A 17716-nucleotide genomic window follows, 5' to 3' on the forward strand; every position below is an offset into this window, starting at 1 on the left:
GGCCCGGGCGAGCGTCGTGCACGCTCGGGCGCGGCGCGAGAGTTCGCGTCCCGGCCCGAGCACGGCGCGGAAGTCGCGTCCGTGCCGGGCGCGGGAGCTCGAGTCCGGCGCTACAGCCCGCGCGCGTACGCGACCGACTCGGCGATGGCGTCCATGTCCATCCGCAGCGACGGATCCCGCTCCTGCACCTCGGCGAACTCGAGCAGCGCGTCGGCGACGGTGCTGCGCCTGGCCACACCGATCAGCTCCTGCCGGACGTACTCGCCGAGCGGGAGCCCGGCGGCATCGGCCCTGCGGGCGAAGACCGCGACCGCCTCGGTCGGCAGGTCGTAGTGGCTCCACAGCGCGACCGCGTCCGGCTCGGCGAGGCTCGGCTCCGGTACGCCGCGCTCGGCGCGGAACTCGACCACGCCGTCGATCGGCACCCGGCGCCGCGCCAGCGTCAGCAGTTCCTGGCGGACGTGCTGCTCCGGCGAGCGGCCGTCGGCCCTGGCCCGGCGGCGCAGCACCGCCGCGGCCGCCTCCGGTAGTTCGTCCACACGCAGATCGACCATGGCGGACAGGCTAACGGCCCCGGCCGCGGCGCGCAGCCCCCGGTCCGCCAAGCCCCCTGCGCACTCAGCCGAAGAAGGCCTCGGCCTCGCGGTAGCGATCGGCCGGAACCCGCTTGAGCTGCTTGGTCGCCTCGGCCAGCGGCACCAGGTCGATGGCGGTGCCGCGCAGCGCCACCATCTGGCCGAAACGGCCCGCGTGCACCGCCTCGGCGGCGTGCAGCCCGAACCGGGTGGCGAGCACCCGGTCGTACGGGGTCGGGCTGCCGCCGCGCTGTACGTGGCCGAGCACGGTGGTGCGCACCTCCTTGCCGATGCGCCGCTCGATCTCGATGCCGAGCTGCTGCGCGACGCCGGTGAAGCGCTCGTGCCCGAATTCGTCGATGCCGCCCTCGCGCAGCGCGAAGCCGGAGTCCTCGGCCGGGTGCGAGCCCTCGGCGACCACGCAGATGAAGTGCTTGTCGCCGCGCTGGAAGCGGCGCTTGATCATGGCGCAGACCTCGGCCACGTCGAACGGCTCCTCCGGGACCAGGGTGAGGTGCGCGCCCGCCGCCATGCCCGCGTTGATCGCGATCCAGCCCGCGTGCCTGCCCATGACCTCGACCAGCATGACGCGCTGGTGCGACTCCGCGGTGGTGTGCAGCCGGTCGATGGCCTCGGTGGCGATGGAGAGCGCGGTGTCGTGGCCGAAGGTGACGTCGGTGCAGTCGATGTCGTTGTCGATGGTCTTCGGCACGCCGACCACGGGGACGCCCTCGTCGGCGAGCCAGCTGGCGGCGGTCAGGGTGCCCTCGCCGCCGATCGGGATGAGGGCCTCGATGCCGTTGTCGTCCAGCGTCCGCTTGATCTGGCCGAGCCCGGCGAGCAGCACGTCCGGGTTGGTGCGGGCGGTGCCGAGGATGGTGCCGCCCTTGGTGAGCAGCCGATCGGTGCGGTCGTCGTTCTGGATGACGATCTTGCGGTCCTCCAATAGCCCGCGCCAGCCGTCCTGGAAGCCGACCACCGCGTCCCCGTAGCGGCCGTTCGCGGTGCGAACGACGGCTCGGATCACGGCATTCAGTCCCGGACAGTCCCCGCCTCCGGTCAAGACTCCGATGCGCATGGCGTTCATCTTGCCCCGCAGCGCCATCCGGTGCCGCTCCGCCCCCGTGAACCCTGGGTAACGGGAATCAGCGCCTGCACTTGCCGCTCGGCAGCTCCCTCAGGTGCGCCGCGAGCACCGTCGCCATCCGGTTCAGCGTCTGCATGCCGTCGCTGAAGGCGCCGGAGTCCGGCTTGGCGGCGAAGGCCACCGCGACCTGCCCGGACGGCCCGTCCACCAGGCCGAACTGCCGCACCAGGTAGTCGCCGGACGGGTCCGGGCCCCAGCCGCCCTTGAAGTCGGCGCCCGCGATGCTGCCCATCCCCCACCGGTGCGCGGGGACGATCTCGGCCATGAGCGAGGTGACGCCGGCCGAGCCGCTCAGGCAGGGCAGCTTGGCGGCGAACTTCACCTGGTCGGCCAGGCTCCACTCGGTCTGGCCGAAGGCCGAGTGCTCGGTGCGGGGGCGGGTGGCGGGCACCTTCGTGGTGGTGTCGCCGCCCTCGCGCAGCACCGCCTCGACGGCGGTGGCCGCCTCCTGCCCGGAGCCGAGCGACTGCCAGAGCGCGTCGGCCGCGGTGTTGTCCGACTCGGTGATCGCGGCGGTGGCGGCGTAGGTGTTGGTGCCCGGCGCCTTGCGCTGCGCGGCCAGCACCAGCGGGACCTTGATGGTCGACCAGGCAGGGCCGGTGCTCCAGGTGCCGAAGCTCAGCGCCGAGGTGCCGCCGACCGGCATGGCCGCGAGCCCGATCGTGCCGCGGGTGCTCGCCTGGAGCTCGGCGAAGTCGGCGGCGAGAGTGCCTGGCAGCGCGTACGACAGGTCGTGCTGCTCGGTGCGGGCCGCGGCCTCGGTAATGGTGGTCTCGTCGGTCCCGGAGACGTTCGTACCGGCCGCACACGAGGTGAGCAGGGCGGCCGCCGCTAGCACGGCGCAGCCGATGGCCGCGCGGGCACGGCCGGATCGATCAGCAGACATTCCTCGACACATTCTCGTTGCGAAACTTCCGCACAACGTACTGTGTCCGCGCCCGGCGCGCCGCATCTATCGGCGGCCGGGCCTGCCCTCCGGGGTGTGCTCGCGGATCGCCGGGCGTCAATCGCGCAGCGGCCGCCAGGTGGCAACGCCCCAGATCACCACCACGTTCAGCGCGATGACCAGGATCGACCACCACGGGAAGTAGGGCAGCCAGAGGAAGTTGCCGACGATGGAGACCGCCGCGATCACGATCGCCGTCACCCGCGCCCAGCCCGCCCCGGTGACCAGCCCGAGTCCGGCGACCACGAGCAGCACGCCGAGCACGATGTGGATCCAGCCCCAGGTCGTCAGGTCGAAGGCGTAGACGTACTCCGGGCCCGCGACGAACACCTCGTCGTCGAGCACCGCCGAGATGCCCTCCAGCAGCGAGAGCGCGCCGACGGTGAGCAGCAGGATCGAGGCGCCGATGGAGGTGCCCGCCGCCAGGCCCTGCCGGAGTGTGTGGTCCTGCTCGATGTGGGTTTCGGTCGTGTGCGTCATCCTCGACCCCTTCCGTTTGGTGGGCGCGCTCTCACCCTCCCGCCGCGGCCGGGCCGGGCGCCTCATCCGTTTCGGGTGAATCCGCCGCGCGCCCGCTGCTGCCGATGAGCACGTCCACCCAGCGGGTGGAGGGATCGATGTCGAGCAGCAGCGCCTTGGCGAGCAGGGTGAGCGGCACCGCGAGCAGCGCGCCGAGCGCGCCGAGCACCCACCCCCAGAACACCAGCGAGAGGAAGGTGACGGTGACGCTCAGCCCCACCGCGTCGCCGACGAACTTGGGCTGGATGATCGACTGGATCACGAAGTTGATCACCGAGTAGACGACGAGCACCCAGAGCATGAGGGTGGGGCCGCCCTCCAGCAGCGCCAGCGCGGCCGGCGGGATCACGCCGATGACGAAGCCGATGTTCGGGATGTAGTTGGTGACGAAGGAGACCAGCGCCCAGAGCACCGGAAGCGGAACCCCGAGCAACCACAGCGCCGTGCCGTCGAAGACCGCGACCACGAAGCCGAAGATGGTCGAGACCACCAGGTAGGAGCGGGTGCCGTGGACGAAGGTGGCGAAGGCGGCGGCGATGTCGGGGCGCATCCGGGTGACCACAGCCATCCGCGGGCCGATGCTCATGCCGTCGAAGGCCATGAACATCAGCAGCGCGAGCACGAACACCAGGTTCGTGAGCACGCCGAGCAGCCCGCCGAGCACGCCGTCCAGCGTGGCGACGACGGTGCCGACATCGATCTCGCTGAGCGCGGCGTGGATCCGGTCCTCCGAGATGCCCGCGTTCGCCAGCTGCTCGCGCGCGGTGTCGAGCAGGGCGGTCAGCTCGTCGGCGTAGCGCGGCAGCTCGGAGGCGAGCTGCGCCGCCGAGAAGAGCAGCGCGGCGACCAGCGCGACCAGCACCACGACGACGGTGCCGAGCGCGGCGAGCAGCCCGAGCCAGGCCGGGCCGCCGCGCCCGCGCACCCAGCCCTGCACCGGCTGCACCGCGACGGTGAGCATGAGCGCGAGGAAGACCGGGCCGAGCACGCCGGCGAAGGCCCGCATGCCGACCACGACGACAACGGCGCCCGCGCCGGCCAGCAGGACGATCAGCCCGCGCGGGATCGACCAGCCCGCCGCCCCGTCCGGGGACACGGCGGCGCCCCTACCCCGCGGCGATCGGGCCGGGCCGACTTCGTGCGGCGCGGGAGCTGTCCACCCGGTTTCCGGCCACGGGAGCGTCCTTTCGTCCGCGGACGCGCTCCGGTGGCGCGCCCGCGCACGAGGCTAAGCGCGGCTCCGGTGCCGCCGCCTCGCCCGAATCGGGTGAAATCCCCGGTCAGTACACGTAGACCACGGCGTTGTCGCCGCCGGTGCAGGTGACCACCTTGCCGTCCGGGGTGCAGGTCATCGTGTAGCGGCGGCCGGTGACCGGGCTGATCGCCTCCACCGACTGCGGGGTGCCGCCCGCCGCGCTGTACGCCTCCTGCACCGCCTCGGCGAAGCCGCAGCTGGTGGCGCCGCTTCCGGTCGCGGTCCGGGAGTACGGCGTGCTCGCCGAGCCCTGCTCGCACGGCGAGGCGCCCGCGGGCAGGCTGACCGAGCCCGCGCTGGTGGTCGCGGAGGTGGTCGAGGTGCGCGAGGCCGAGGTGGTGCTGCTCCCGGTCGTCGTGCTGCTCGTCGGCGCGGTGGTGGTGGTGGTGGGGTCCGGCCTGGTGGTGGTGGCCGGGCCGGTGGGGGCGGCGGCGCCGGTGAGCCCGGCGGTCGGGGCGACGGCGGTGGCGTTCGGGCCCGCCGCCGACGGAACCGCGCTGTCGCCGCCTGCGAAGCGCTGCCAGCCGATGGTGCCGACGACCGCGATCGCGAGCAGCACGACGACGGTGGCGAGTACCGGCCCGAGCGCCGCGCGGGCGCGCGACCTCGGCTTCGGCTCCTCCTCGTAGTACCCGTCGTCGGCGTAGCCGTCGGGGTCCTGCGGGCCGTACGGGTCGTAGGAGCCGTAGCGGTCGTCGTCGTAGTTCGGGTCGCCGTAGCCCTGCTCGGGGTAGCCGCCGCGGTCGGCGTAGCCGTCGTCGTAGGAGCCGGGGTCGGCATACCCGGCGGGGCCGAGGTACTCGGTCCGCGGGTTGTCCCGGTCGTAGCCGGCCGGGTCGACGGCGGGCTCCACCGCGGAGTACGCCTGCTCCGGGATGTAGCGGGTGGTCTCGGCCGCCGGTGCGGGCGGCTCAGCGCCGTAGCGGCTCGTCTCGGCGGCCGGCCGCGGCGGCTCGGCGGGGTACCGGCGGGTCTCCGGGGCGGCGCCGGTGACCGGCGGGATGTACTGGGTGGTCTCGTTCGCCGTCGCGTCCGGGGGCTGGTAGCTCTCCGGCGGCAGGTACTGCTGGCCGCCCGCGTACAGGTGCGCGTCCGGGAAGGCGCGCATCTGGCCGCTGCCCGGCGGGGGCTCCGGCGCGGGGTCCGGCTCCGGCGGGAGCGAGAACTGCACCTCGCCGAGGCGCACCTCGGTGGCGCCGCTCGGCCGCACCACCTTGTGCTCGCCGGTGGCATCGGCCTTGCGCTCGGATTCCGGGAGCAGGTGGTCGGGCACCCGGACCACGAGCGTGGCGCCGGTGGCCGGGTTCGGCACCGGGGTGCCCGCCGGAACGGGCCTGGCCGCGGCCGGGTCCGCCGGGGCGTCCGGCGGGGTCGGCTGCGGCTGGATGGGGTGGCCGCCGGTCGGCGGGCGGCCGGGGCCACCTGGGTAGGGGCGTGGGCCGGGCGGGGTGATCGGATGTCCTCCGGTACTCGAAAGGTCCGGCTGAGCCGGCGCGGGGCCGGTGCCGGTGCCGCGGAGCGCGGCGGGGGTCGGTGCGGCGTCGTCCGGGGCGCTGGCGCCGCCGAACGGGGTGCCGGGAGGTTGCGCGGAGCCGAAGCCGGGTGCTCCGGCAGCGGCGATCGGCCCCTGCGGTTCCGCGGGAACCGCGGCGGAGCCGAAGCCGGCCGTTCCACCAGCGGCGGGCCCGCCGAAACCGGCGGCGGGCGTGGCGAACGGGTTCACGGTGCCGTTGCCGCGGAGTGCGGCGGGCTCGGGTTCCGGCTCGCCGAAGGCGGAGAACTCCGGTGCTGCGGCGGGCTCGGGCGGCGGCGCTTCGGCGGCGCCGCCCTCGAACCAGGACTGCGGGGCCGCGGCGGCCGGGCGCACCGATCCGGCGGCGCCGCCGACGGCGGCGCGTGCGGCGCGGGCCAGGTCGAGCGCGCCCGCGTACCGCTCCTCGGGCCGCTTGGCCAGCCCGCAGGCGATGACCTCGTCCAGCCCGGCGGGCACACCGGCCCGCTGCAGGCTCGGCCGCGGCGGGGGCTCGGTGAAGTGCGCGCGGATGAGCACGTTCAGTGAGCTCGCCGGGTACGGCGGCACCCCGGTCAGGCACTCGTACAGCACGCAGGTCAGCGCGTAGATGTCGACGGCGGCGGTGACCGGCCCCGAGTCGAAGCGCTCCGGCGCGGTGTAGGCGTAGGAATCCAGCCCGACCCCGACCATGGTGACGGCGGCGTCGCCCTCGGTGTCGGCGATGCCGAAGTCGGTGAGGTAGGCGAAGTCGGTGGCGGTGAGCAGGATGTCGGAGGGCTTGACGTCCCGGTGCACCAGCCCCGCGCTGTGCGCGGCGTCCAGCGCGGCGGCGATCTGCTCGACGACGCCGACCGCGCGCTCCGGCGCCAGCACGCCGTCGCGGGCCAGCACGGCGCGCAGGTCGATCCCGGCGATCAGCCGCATGTCGAGGAAGAGCGTCCCGTCGATGACGCCCCAGTCGTGGATCGGGACGACGTGCGGGTCGGCGAGCCGCGCTGCGGCCTGCGACTCCCGGCGGAAGCGGACCTGGTAGACCGGGTCGCGCGCGAGCTCCTCGGTGAGCAGCTTGACCGCGACCGTGCGGTTCTTGACGGTGTCGAAGGCCTCGTACACCTCGCCCATACCGCCGCGGCCGAGCACCGACCGCAGTTCGTACGGCCCGAAGCGGGTGCCCGTCCGTGTTCCGTGTGCCACGCCGTCGGTCTCCACCCCGTCCTTCCCTCACCGTCCGGTTCCAGACGCGCCGCGCGTCAACCTGTGGATTCTCCTGGGGAAACCACCCCGTGGTCAAACGCGAAGACGATAGCGGCCGCGCGGTCGCGCAGGGCGAGCTTGCCGAAGATGTGTCCCACATGACTTTTCACCGTGACCTGGCCGATTCCGAGCGCCCGCGCGATCTCGCCGTTGGCGAGGCCGCGGCCGATCAGCTGCAGCACCTCGTACTCGCGGGCGGTGAGCTCGGCCAGCCGCCCGGCGTCGCGGTCCACCGCGGGCCGGACCCGCCGGTACCCGGCGAGCACCCGGTCGGTGACCGACGGATCCAGCCAGGAGCCGCCCGCGGCGACCGTGCGCACCGCCCGGATCAGATCCTCGGCGGGCGAGTCCTTGAGCAGGAACCCGGCCGCGCCCGCGCGCAGCGCGCCGGAGAGCAGCTCGTCGTCGTCGAAGGTGGTGAGCACGAGCACCGGGGGCGCGGTGGGGTCGTGCCGCAGCGCGCGGGTGGCGTCGATGCCGCCGACCCGCTTCATCCGCAGGTCCATGAGCACCACGTCCGGGCGGGCGGCGGCGACCGCGGCGGGCACCTCGTCGCCGTCGGCGCACTCGGCGATCGCGAAGCCGTCCCTGCGGCGCAGGATCCGACGCAGCCCGCCGCGGACCAGCTCCTGGTCGTCGACGACGAGCACGGTGACCGGATCGTCCGGCGCGGCCGCCGTCATCGCCGCTCCCGGTCGGCGATACCGCTGTCCAGAGCGCCGCGCACCGGGCAGCAGCCGCCGGAGCGCGCCTCGGCCAGCGGCACCCTGGCCCTGACCGTCCAGTACCCGTCCCGCGCGCCCGCGCTGAGCTCGCCGCCGAGCAGCTCCGCGCGCCTGCGCATACCGGTGACGCCCATGCCGGCGGGGTCGCCCGCCCGGCCGGACGGCAGCGAGTTGCGCACGGTGAGCGTGACGTGCCCGGCGCCGACCGCGAGCCGCACCGCGCCGCTGGCGCCGGGCGCGTGCTTGGCGACGTTGGCGAGCGATTCCTGCCCGATCCGGTAGAGCCCGAGCCCGGCCGCCGCGGAGACGGCGTCCGGGTCGCCCTCGGTGCGGAAGCTCAGGTCGAGCCCGGCCCGGACGAAATCGCCGACCAGGTCCGCGATCTCACCGACGCCCGGCTCCGGCGCCGGGGAGGCGGGGCGGGTGTCGAGCAGCCCGACGGTGCGCCGGATGTCGGCCATCGCCTGCCTGCCGAGGCGCTCGGCGTCGACCAGCGCCTCGGTCGCCTCGGTGACGTCCTCGTCGGTCTGCAGCGCGCGGCGGGCGGCGGTCAGGTGCAGCAGGGTGATGCTCAGCGAGTGCGCGATCACGTCGTGCACCTCGCGGGCGATCCGGCGGCGCTCCTCGTCGGCCGCCTGCGCACTGCGAATGGCCTGGTAGGCCCGCTCCTGGTAGAGGAAGCGGCGCTGGTTGCGCAGCATCTCGCCGCACATCCAGCCGAGCAGGACGCCGACGCAGTACATCGGCAGCCCGGCCAGCCCGGTGTCGAGCCACTCCAGGTTCCCGGCCAGGTCGAAGCCGATCAGCAGCGCCAGCGCCACCAGCGCGCTCGGCACGCTCAGCCGCTTCGGGGTGACGGCGGCGATCTCGCCCACCGCGACCACCAGGATGAACGGCGCGAAATCGCCCTCGACCGGCTGCGCGAGCAGCGCGGCGGTCGCGGCCAGCGCGGGCAGCCCGAGCGTGGCCGGGGTCGGCTCGACGGCGGTGAAGGTGAACAGCGCGAGCGCGCCGAGCAGCAACCCGACCGCGATCACCGGGAGCAGCGTCGGCAGGTAGGCGTGCCGCTGGAAGCCGGCGGCGATCGCGATGGAGAGCATGGCCGCGTCGGCGAGCAGGATCACCGAGGGCGGGTAGTCGACCGGCGGGTTGTCCAGCCTGGCCCGGATCGCGGCGACCGTCCGGTCGCGCAGCGCGGGCAGCCGGTCGCGCACCGCTGCACTCCGCCGCACCGGCTCGGGCACTCCCATCCGCCCAGGTTACCGCCGGGGTGACGGCGCGCACATCGTGCCGGGGCCGGAGCCGCCTCCACCCGTGGGCGGAGCGCGGAAAACGTCCCGGGGCACGAGGACGGGCGGGCACCGCGCGCCGTACCGTGGGAACGGCACCGCACCGATCAGGGGGACCCGTCCGACCGATCCGCCGCCCGCCCGGCGCCGGGATGCTTCGATCGGAGGGGAGCGGGCAACACGCGGGGAATCGCCCCGAGCGAGGGAGTACGCGATGACGCAACCGGCCATGCTGGAGTTGAGCGGAGTCGGCAGGCACTACCGGGTCGGAGATCAGGTGGTGCGTGCCCTGGACGGAATCGACCTCCAGCTACGGAGTGGCGAATTCACCGCGATCGTCGGGCCGTCGGGTTCCGGTAAGAGCACGCTGCTGCACCTGCTCGGCGCGCTGGACCGCCCCGATACCGGATCGATCAGGTTCCGCGGCACCGAGATCGGCGCGCTGGACGAGGAGAAGCAGGCCGAGTTCCGGCGCAGCCAGGTGGGTTTCGTCTTCCAGTTCTTCAACCTGCTGCCCACGCTGACCGCCTGGGAGAACGTCGCCATCCCGAAGCTGCTGGACGGCACCGGGTTACGCCGGGCCAAGCCCCGCGCGCTGGAGTTGCTGGACCGGGTCGGGCTGGCGGACCGCGCCGAGCACCGGCCCGCCGAGCTCTCCGGCGGGCAGATGCAGCGGGTCGCGGTGGCGCGGGCGCTGGTCATGGAGCCGCCGCTGATCCTCGCCGACGAGCCGACCGGCAACCTCGACTCCCGCACCGGCGCCGCCATCCTGGAGCTGCTCGGCGAGATCGCCGGGAACGGGAACGCCGTCGTCATGGTGACCCACGACCGGAGCGCGGTGGCCGCGTGTGACCGCGCGATCACGTTGCGCGACGGGCGGATCGGCTCCGACGAGCGAGCCGGGGCGATCACGGCATGAGCGCGTCAGGCCCGGAGGCGGGAGCGGAGCGTAACCACGAAGGGCCCGCGCGCATGCCGGGACGGCGCAGCATGAGTGCCGGGTGGGATCGGCTGCGGTTGTTCAATCTGGGTGAGCTGCTCGCGCATCGGGGGCGGACCGCGCTGTCCCTGATCGTCATGGCGGTGTCGGCGGCGCTGCTGGTGGCGGTGCTGAGCATCTCCGGCTCGGTCACCGGATCGGTCGACGCGCTCACCAGGAGCCTGGCCGGCGCCGCCGAACTGGAGGTCACCGGCGTGACCGATGCCGGGTTCGAGCAGTCGCTGCTGCCCGCCATCGCCGCGACGCCCGGTGTGGCGCACGCGGTCCCGATGCTGCGCACGCAGGTCGGCACCGGCGCGAACCGGCAGCTGCTGATCGGCGCGGACGCCAGCATCGGCGCACTGGACGGCGCGCTCACCGCGCCGATGGCGGGCCAGGCGGGCAAGCTGCTCACGGTGCCGCGCGGCGTCCTGGTCGGCGCCGCAACCGGGCACGCCGAGGGCGACACCTTCCCGCTCGGCCTCGGCGAGGTCACCGTCGCCGGCGTCCTGGACGACGACACCTCCGCCAAGCTCAACGGCGGCCACCTGGTCGTCGCCCCGCTCCCGCTGGCACAGCTGGTCACCGACCGGCCGGGCAGGCTCGACTCGATCCAGGTGGTGCTCACCCCCGGCGCCGACGCGACAGCGGTGCGCTCGGCGCTCACCGACGCGGTCGGCGGCCGCGCGGTGGTCGCCGATCCGGGGCTGCGCACCGTGCAGGCCAGCGGCGCCATCCAGATCGTGCGCTACTCCACGCTCATGTCATCGGCGGCAGCGCTCATCGTCTCCGCCTTCCTCATCTACAACGCCATGAGCATGGCGGTGGCGCAGCGTCGGCCCACGCTCTCGCTGCTGCGCGCCATGGGCGCGGCGCGCGGCCCGATGGTCCGCGACCTGCTCGCCGAGGCGGCGGTGATCGGCCTGATCGGCGGCGCGCTCGGCGCGCTGCTCGGCACCCTGATCGGGCGCGGCGCGATCGAGGCGCTGCCCGCCGCCATCCTGGAGTCGGTCGAGGCGCGCACCGAGTACCTGGTGCCCTGGTACGCGATTCCGCTCGCCGTCGCGGCCTGCGTCATCGCCGCGGTGGTCGCGGCGGCGGTGGCGGCGCGGCAGGTCTACCGGGTGGCCCCGGTGGAGGCGCTGGTGCCGCTCGACGCCGGGACCACGGAGGCGGATTCGCGGGGGCTGCGGATCGCGGCGGGGGCGCTCGGCGCCGCGCTGGTCGCGGTGGCGATCGTGGTCGCGACCACCGACCTCGGGCGGTACTCGCTGGCGGCGGTCTCGCTCTCGTTCACCGCCTCGGTGCTGCTCGCCTTCGCCGCGACCCGGCCGATCGTCCGGGCCACCGCGGCGGTGGCCGGGCTCTTCGGCGCGCCGGGCACGCTCGGCGCGACCACGCTGGAGCGGGCGCCGCGCCGGGTCTGGGCCACCGCCATGACGGTGCTGATCGGCGTCGCGGCCACGGTCGCGGTCGGCGGCGCGGGCACCAATATGGTCGACTCCGCGACGACGACCTTCGACCAGCTCGCGGAGAACGACTTCTACGTCAGCCCGGCCTCGCTGGAGCAGTTCCCCACCGGCCCGCTGCTGCCGCCGACGGTGCGCGACGAGGTGGCGCGGCTGCCCGGAGTGGCAGCCGTGCGCCCGGCGCAGATGGCCTTCGCCACGCTCGGCACCGGCCGGATCATGCTGCAGGGGTACGCGGCCACCGACCCCGGCTCGCCGAACTGGCGCGCGGTGCGCCCCGACGTTCTGCCCGGGCTCGCCGCCGGCGACGGCGTGGTGATCTCGCGCGACATCGCCCGCACGCTCGACGTCGGGCAGGGCGACCGGATCACCCTGCCGACGCCGAGCGGCACCCGCACCGTGACGGTGCTCGAGGTGATCCCGTACTTCTCCGCCATCTCCGGCGTGGTCATGCTCGACCTCGACCACATGCGCGACTGGTACCAGCGCCCCGGCGAGACCATCCTCGCCGTCGACCTCGCGCCCGGCGCCGACCCCGCCGCGGTGCGCGCCGAACTCGACCGCGCGATCCCGCCCGACCTGTACGTGACCTCGGGGGACGACTCGGTGGCGGCGATCTCGTCGAGCATGCGCCAGGGGTCGGCGCTGAGCACCATGATCCTGTGGATCGTCGTGCTGGTCTCGACGGTGGCGCTGCTCAACACGCTCATGCTCTCGGTGCTGGAGCGGCGCAGGGAGCTGGGGGTGCTGCGGGCCATCGGCACCGGGCGCCGCTTCCTGCTGCGCTCGGTGCTCGCCGAGGCGGCCGGGATCGGGCTGGTCGGGGCCGTGCTCGGGCTCGCGGTCGGGGCGGCGGTGCAGTACCTGGCCACGCTGGCCATGGGGCACGCCATGACCATCGACATCGTCTACCGGCCCGGCGCGATCCCGGTGCTGTACGGGGCGATCGCGCTCGGGCTCGCCATGCTCGGGGCGATTCCGCCCGCGCTGCGCGCGGCCCGGATGCCGGTGGTGGAGGCGCTGGCGGTCGACTGACCGCTACAGCGGGGCCTCCTCCCACCAGTCGTCGACGACGGCCTGCGCGGAGGGGCCGGGGCCGGTGCCGCTCGCCTCGCCGTGGTTGGCGACGGAGATCAGGAAGGCCGAGCGCTGCGGGTCGTCGCCGAAGCTCACGATCAGCCTGGCGGTGCTCTTCGGCTGGGTGAAGGGGCCGGCCGGGTCGGGGCGGAGCCAGCGGTGCAGCGTGACCGGGGCGCCCTCCTTGCGCTCGACGGACCTGGTGTGCGCGGGCAGCGAGTCGATCACGGCGCGGGCCGCGGCCGGGGCGGGGAACTGCAGCACCACGTAGCTCAGCGAGCCGGGGTCGGTGCCGTCGCGGTCGCAGCGCCAGGCGCGGGTCCAGGTGCCGGTGCTCAGCGCGAGCTCCTCGAAGCGGATCCGGTCCTCGTCCGGGGTGACCAGGACGCAGCGGGCGCCGAGGTACCCGGTGCCGTCCGCGTCCCTGCCCGCCGGGACCAGCCGCGGGAAGGCGCGGCGGCTCACCGCGAGCGGGTCGGCCTCCGCCGTCGCCGTCTGCGGTGTCTGCGTCGTCTGTGCCGGGGTCGGGGCGATCGCGCGGCCCTGGGTGGTCGACGAGCCCTCGTCGCCGTCGGTGCGCAGGACCACGAACAGGATGCCGACCAGCACCAGCAGGGCCACGACGACGACCACCAGCCAGCCCAGGAGCAGGGTGCCGATGATCCGACGCCCCCCGCCCCGCCGCCGCGGGGGACGCGGGCCGGGCGTCATCCCGTGACCGGGTCCGGGCGGCAGCGCGCCGCCGTTCCCGTTCCGCGGAGGTCCGGCCGACGGACCACCTTGCGGAGGTCCGGCCTGCGGAGGTCCGGCCGACGGACCGCCTTGCAGAGGTCCGGCCTGCGGAGGTCCGGCTGGCGGACCGCCCTGCGGAGGTCCGGCCTGCGGAGGTCCGCCTTGCGGAGGAGCACCTTGCGGCGCGCCGGGCGGGTTCGGTGGTGGTTTTCCGGGCGGCACCGCTCCCACACCGGGGGCGTTGGGTGGATGAGCGGCGGGTATCGGCGCGGGCGCGTTAGGCGGTATCGGAGCACCCTGAGCCGCGCTCGGTGCTCCCGGCGCGCCGACCGGCGCGACCGCGGCGAGACCACCGCTCACGGGCGCGTTCAACGCCGCCCGCGCCGCGGCGGCGAACTCCCCGCAACTCCCGTACCGGTGCGCCGGATGCTTCGCCATCGCCTTGGCGATCACCAGGTCCATGGCGGGCGCGATCCCGGGCCGCCGCGGCGCGATCGGCGCGGGAACCAGGTTGAGGTGCCCGTGGATGATGTCCGCCGGGTTGGGCGAGTCGAACGGCCCGATCCCGAGCAGCAGCCAGTACAGCGCGCAGGCGAGGGAGTACTGGTCGGTGCGGTGGTCGAGCGGATTGCCGGTCATCTGCTCCGGCGAGGCGTAGGCGAGGGTGGCGGTGAACATCCCGTCCTGGGTGAGGTGCGTGGAGTCCTCGCGCAGCCGGGCGATCCCGAAGTCGGTGAGGAAGACCCGCTCGCCCTGCCCGCCCTGGGAGCGGGCCAGCATGATGTTCCCCGGCTTCACGTCCCGGTGCAGGATGCCCATGCTGTGCGCGTAGTCGAGCGCCGCCGCGACGCCCTCGATGATCTGCACCGCGCGCTCCGGCGGCAGCTCGGTGACGTCGACGGCGCCCGCGTCGACCCCGTCCACGTACTGCATGGAGATCCAGAGCTGCCCGTCCTCGGTGCCGCGGTCGTACACCGCGACGATCGAGGGGTGGTCCAGCTGCGCCACCAGGTCGGCCTCGCGCTCGAAACGCGCCCTGACCTCGGTGTGCGTGAACAGCTCCCGGTTCAGCAGCTTGAGCGCGATCAGCCGGTCCATCCTCGGCTGCCTGGCCAGGTACACCGAGCCCATGCCGCCCGCGCCGAGCAGCCGCTCCACGCTGAATCCCGCGAACACCTCACCGCGCTCCAGCAACACGCCCCCTTCCGGTGACACCCAGGCTGAGAGCCTACCCGCAGCCCCCACCACCACGGAGTTTCGGTTTCGAGCGAAAATCGGTGAAACTGATTCCGCGGGGCGTGCCCCGCGAGTTGTCGAATGGCTTGTCGTGCACCGCCGGAGATCGAACGCACTACGCGGGTGGCAGTTGGTGGTGGGGAGGACGCGCGTTGTGAGGTCGAAGTGGCGGGCCGGTGGCCCCGGGCGACTACGGCGCGGAGCCGGGTGGTCGATCCGGACCCTGATGGTGACCGTCGTCCTGGTGAGCTCCTCGTGCGCGCTGCTCTCCGGCAGAACCGATTCCTCGCCGGTCACCGTGGCCACGCAGACCGGCGCCGCGGACTGGCGGGCCAGGGTCACCTATCGCCCGAACGCGCTGGTGGCGGACTTCAACCGGCTCGAGGAGGATCTCCCCGGCCAGGTCGGGCTGGCGGTGCTGCCGGTCGGCGGCGGCCGGATGACGGTGCTCGGTGACTGGACCTCGGGTGTCGCCTGGTCCACCATCAAGGTCCCGCTGGCGCTGGCCGCGCTGCGCAGGGACTCGGAGGCCGCGTACGAGGCGGCCGAGGCCGCGATCACGGTGTCCGACAACGACGCCGCGTGGGAGCTGTGGCAGCAGCTCGGCGACGACGCCGAGGCGGGCGCCGCAGTGCAGGAGGTGCTCGACGAGGCCGGGCACTCCGCCACCGGCACCGCCGTCACACACCCCGAACTGGACGGCTCCTCCTACGGCAGCACCGAGTGGAGCCTGACCGATCAGGCCACATTCGCCGCCGAGCTGCCCTGCCTCTCCGGCAGCGAGATGGTGACGGCGCTGATGGGGTCGGTCACCCCCGACCAGTCCTGGGGACTGGGCCGCTTCTCGACCGCCCAGTTCAAGGGCGGCTGGGGCCCGGACGACGACACCGGCGAGTACACCGTGCGCCAGTTCGGCACGGTCGGCACCGTCACCGGCCGGGTCGCGGTCGCCATGGCGGCGCGCGCCGACTCCGGCAGCTACGAGGACGGCACCGCGCTGCTCGACACCCTGGCCCAGCTGCTGGCCAGGCACATCGGGACGCTGCCGAGCGGCGGCTGCCCGCACTGAGCGCTCACCCCGGGGTGACGAGGCCCGATTCGTAGGCGAGCACGACGGCCTGCGCCCGGTCGCGCAGGTTCAGCTTCGAGAAGATCTTCGAGACATGGGTTTTCACCGTCTGCTCGGCCACGAAGAGCGTCTCCGCGATCTCGGTGTTCGACATGCCGCGGGCGACCAGCTCCAGCACCTCGCGCTCGCGCGGGGTGAGCTGCTTCAGGTGCGGCGCGGGCTTGACCCGGCCTGCCCGGCGGCGGGTGACGTCGGCGATCAGCCTGCGGGTGACGGTCGGGGCGAGCAGCGCCTCCCCCTCGGCGACCACCCGGACCGCGCGCACCAGCTCCTCGGCGGGCGCGTCCTTGAGCAGGAAGCCGCTGGCGCCGATGCCGAGCGCCTCGTAGACGTAGTCGTCGATATCGAAGGTGGTCAGCATCAGTACCCGGACCGGCGGGTCGAACCCGGCGGCCAGGATCGCGCGGGCGGCATCGAGGCCGTTCATCTCCGGCATGCGGACGTCCATCAGGACCACGTCCGGGCGCAGCCGGGCGGCCTCGGCCACCGCGGCCCTCCCGTCGGCCGCGTCGCCGACCACGCTGATGTCCGGCTGGGCCGCGAGCAGGGCGCCGAACCCCTGCCGCACCATCGCTTGGTCGTCGGCGATCAGCACCGTTATTGCCACGCGCCCACCCTAATTGCCCCGGGGTGCGCGCCCCCGTTTCCGGGGGTGCCGGTTCACCGCTTCCCGAGCGTCGCCGGCTGCGGCACCACCGTCACCCCCGCGGCGAGCGGAAGCCGCGCCCGCACGTCGTACCCGCCGCCGGGGCGTGCCCCCGCCACCAGCTCGCCGCCGACGGCGACCGCGCGGGCGTGCATCCCGGCGACTCCGTGCCCGCCGTTCCCGGTGGGGCCCGGCGTTCCCGGCCCGTTGCCGATCCACACCGCGAGTTCGGTGCCGCACACCACGTCCACCTGCACATCGGCCCCGGCCGCGTGCCTGGAGGCGTTCGACAGCGACTCCTGCACGATCCGGTAGAGCGCGAGCCCGACCGTCTCCGGCACCCCGCTCAGCTCGCCCTGCACGGTCCAGGTGAGCGGCACACCGGCCCGCCGGGTGGCGTCGAGCAGGGCGGGCAGGTCGGCGGCGGTCGGCTGCGGCGCGTGCTCGGGCAGCTGGCCGTCGCTGCGCAGCACGCCGAGCATGCCGCGGATCTCGTTCAGCGCCTCGCGCGCGGTGGCGCCGATGGACTCGAACTCGGCGCGCGCCCCCGCGCTCACCCCATCGACCCGGTACGGCGCGGTCTGTGCCTGCACCACGACCAGCGACATGTGGTGCGCGACCACGTCGTGCAGGTCGCGGGCGATCCTGGCCTTCTCCTCCAGAATGGCCCGCCTGGCCCGCTCCAGCTCGTTCTCCTCCTCGAAGGCGGAGAGCTGCCGCCGGGAGAGCACCAGCCAGCGGATGAGCAGTGCGAAGAGGACGAGCGCGCCGAACCCGAGCGGCCAGCCCAGCTCCGCCCCCGGACCGGGCATGGTCGCGCCGACCAGCAGCGACGTCGCCAACCACGCCACCCCGACCAGCGGCAGCGGCGCGCGCAGCCCGACCGCGAAGAGCAGCACGATCAGGCAGATCAACTGCACCACCTGGAACGGCAGGTCGCTGCCCGGCTGGTGCGGCACCGCCGCCGCGATGAGCAGCGCGGAGCCCGCCGAGACCGCCCAGCCCAGCGCCGGATTCACCCGCACCAGCAGGATCGGGAAGGCGGCGAGCGCGGCCAGGAACGGCTGCACCGGCGGCGTGACCACATGCGTGACGTGCAGCGTCGGCCAGGCCACGGAGTAGAAGGTGACGACGACGACCGCGGTGCAGGCGTCGACCCACAGCTTCGCGGGGATACCCCGCATCCGCCGTTTCACGCCGCGCTCCGCCGCGCGGTTACCCTGAT

General features: G+C 74.2%; 14 protein-coding genes. 3 read left to right on the forward strand and 11 right to left on the reverse strand.

Annotated features, from left to right (window positions below):
* Positions 1-110: 110 nt before the first annotated feature.
* The 8 genes from ACFUJ1_RS07110 to ACFUJ1_RS07145 form a co-directional block, all read right to left on the reverse strand.
* A complete protein-coding gene (locus ACFUJ1_RS07110) occupies positions 111-554 on the reverse strand; it encodes a hypothetical protein (RefSeq protein WP_378643502.1) in 444 nt (147 codons plus the stop codon).
* A gap of 64 nt (positions 555-618) precedes the next feature.
* Positions 619-1653, reverse strand: coding sequence for an ATP-dependent 6-phosphofructokinase (locus ACFUJ1_RS07115; protein ID WP_378643504.1), 1035 nt, complete (start codon positions 1651-1653; stop codon positions 619-621).
* 67 nt (positions 1654-1720) lie between these two features.
* On the reverse strand, positions 1721-2608 hold the full coding sequence (locus tag ACFUJ1_RS07120) for a serine hydrolase (protein ID WP_378643507.1): 888 nt from the start codon (positions 2606-2608) through the stop codon (positions 1721-1723).
* Between the two features lie 117 nt (positions 2609-2725).
* Positions 2726-3148, reverse strand: coding sequence for a hypothetical protein (locus tag ACFUJ1_RS07125; protein ID WP_378643509.1), 423 nt, complete (start codon positions 3146-3148; stop codon positions 2726-2728).
* A gap of 31 nt (positions 3149-3179) precedes the next feature.
* Positions 3180-4283: an AI-2E family transporter gene (locus ACFUJ1_RS07130; protein WP_378643511.1), complete on the reverse strand. Its 1104-nt coding sequence runs from the start codon at positions 4281-4283 to the stop codon at positions 3180-3182.
* Between the two features lie 184 nt (positions 4284-4467).
* Entirely contained in the window at positions 4468-7149 is a 2682-nt protein-coding gene (locus ACFUJ1_RS07135) for a protein kinase (RefSeq protein WP_378643514.1), read from the reverse strand.
* Between the two features lie 56 nt (positions 7150-7205).
* Positions 7206-7892 (reverse strand): response regulator, encoded by a 687-nt coding sequence (locus ACFUJ1_RS07140; RefSeq protein ID WP_378643516.1) that lies wholly within the window; start codon positions 7890-7892, stop codon positions 7206-7208.
* Positions 7889-9184: a sensor histidine kinase gene (locus ACFUJ1_RS07145; protein ID WP_378643519.1), complete on the reverse strand. Its 1296-nt coding sequence runs from the start codon at positions 9182-9184 to the stop codon at positions 7889-7891. Before ACFUJ1_RS07145 ends, ACFUJ1_RS07140 begins: the two co-directional genes overlap by 4 nt.
* 253 nt (positions 9185-9437) lie before the next feature.
* On the opposite strand from ACFUJ1_RS07145, the gene ACFUJ1_RS07150 reads away from it, so the two are divergent.
* Positions 9438-10142, forward strand: coding sequence for an ABC transporter ATP-binding protein (locus tag ACFUJ1_RS07150; RefSeq protein WP_233019843.1), 705 nt, complete (start codon positions 9438-9440; stop codon positions 10140-10142).
* 71 nt (positions 10143-10213) lie between these two features.
* Complete coding sequence (locus ACFUJ1_RS07155; protein WP_378643521.1) at positions 10214-12706, forward strand: FtsX-like permease family protein; 2493 nt, start codon at positions 10214-10216, stop codon at positions 12704-12706.
* 3 nt (positions 12707-12709) lie between these two features.
* Here ACFUJ1_RS07155 and ACFUJ1_RS07160 read toward each other — a convergent pair whose 3' ends face one another.
* Complete coding sequence (locus tag ACFUJ1_RS07160; RefSeq protein ID WP_378643524.1) at positions 12710-14677, reverse strand: serine/threonine-protein kinase; 1968 nt, start codon at positions 14675-14677, stop codon at positions 12710-12712.
* A gap of 265 nt (positions 14678-14942) precedes the next feature.
* On the opposite strand from ACFUJ1_RS07160, the gene ACFUJ1_RS07165 reads away from it, so the two are divergent.
* Positions 14943-15785: a hypothetical protein gene (locus tag ACFUJ1_RS07165; RefSeq protein ID WP_378643526.1), complete on the forward strand. Its 843-nt coding sequence runs from the start codon at positions 14943-14945 to the stop codon at positions 15783-15785.
* Positions 15786-15789: 4 nt separating this feature from the next.
* Here ACFUJ1_RS07165 and ACFUJ1_RS07170 read toward each other — a convergent pair whose 3' ends face one another.
* Both ACFUJ1_RS07170 and ACFUJ1_RS07175 read right to left on the reverse strand, forming a co-directional pair.
* A complete protein-coding gene (locus tag ACFUJ1_RS07170) occupies positions 15790-16452 on the reverse strand; it encodes a response regulator (RefSeq protein ID WP_378643529.1) in 663 nt (220 codons plus the stop codon).
* 53 nt (positions 16453-16505) lie between these two features.
* Positions 16506-17675 (reverse strand): sensor histidine kinase, encoded by a 1170-nt coding sequence (locus tag ACFUJ1_RS07175; protein ID WP_378643777.1) that lies wholly within the window; start codon positions 17673-17675, stop codon positions 16506-16508.
* Positions 17676-17716 lie beyond the last annotated feature (41 nt).

It is taken from the genome of Nocardia sp. NPDC057227 (assembly GCF_042669725.1).
In the GTDB taxonomy this organism is placed as follows: domain Bacteria; phylum Actinomycetota; class Actinomycetes; order Mycobacteriales; family Mycobacteriaceae; genus Nocardia; species Nocardia asteroides_A.

Bases quoted from the DNA above. Each gene is read 5' to 3' on its own strand.
- ACFUJ1_RS07110 (WP_378643502.1), bottom strand. From the start codon at position 554: ATGGTCGATCTGCGTGTGGACGAACTACCGGAGGCGGCCGCGGCGGTG.
- ACFUJ1_RS07115 (WP_378643504.1), bottom strand. From the start codon at position 1,653: ATGCGCATCGGAGTCTTGACCGGAGGCGGGGACTGTCCGGGACTGAAT.
- ACFUJ1_RS07145 (WP_378643519.1), bottom strand. From the start codon at position 9,184: ATGGGAGTGCCCGAGCCGGTGCGGCGGAGTGCAGCGGTGCGCGACCGG.
- ACFUJ1_RS07165 (WP_378643526.1), top strand. From the start codon at position 14,943: ATGGTGACCGTCGTCCTGGTGAGCTCCTCGTGCGCGCTGCTCTCCGGC.
- ACFUJ1_RS07120 (WP_378643507.1), bottom strand. From the start codon at position 2,608: ATGTCTGCTGATCGATCCGGCCGTGCCCGCGCGGCCATCGGCTGCGCC.
- ACFUJ1_RS07175 (WP_378643777.1), bottom strand. From the start codon at position 17,675: ATGCGGGGTATCCCCGCGAAGCTGTGGGTCGACGCCTGCACCGCGGTC.
- ACFUJ1_RS07155 (WP_378643521.1), top strand. From the start codon at position 10,214: ATGAGTGCCGGGTGGGATCGGCTGCGGTTGTTCAATCTGGGTGAGCTG.
- ACFUJ1_RS07140 (WP_378643516.1), bottom strand. From the start codon at position 7,892: ATGACGGCGGCCGCGCCGGACGATCCGGTCACCGTGCTCGTCGTCGAC.
- ACFUJ1_RS07150 (WP_233019843.1), top strand. From the start codon at position 9,438: ATGACGCAACCGGCCATGCTGGAGTTGAGCGGAGTCGGCAGGCACTAC.
- ACFUJ1_RS07125 (WP_378643509.1), bottom strand. From the start codon at position 3,148: ATGACGCACACGACCGAAACCCACATCGAGCAGGACCACACACTCCGG.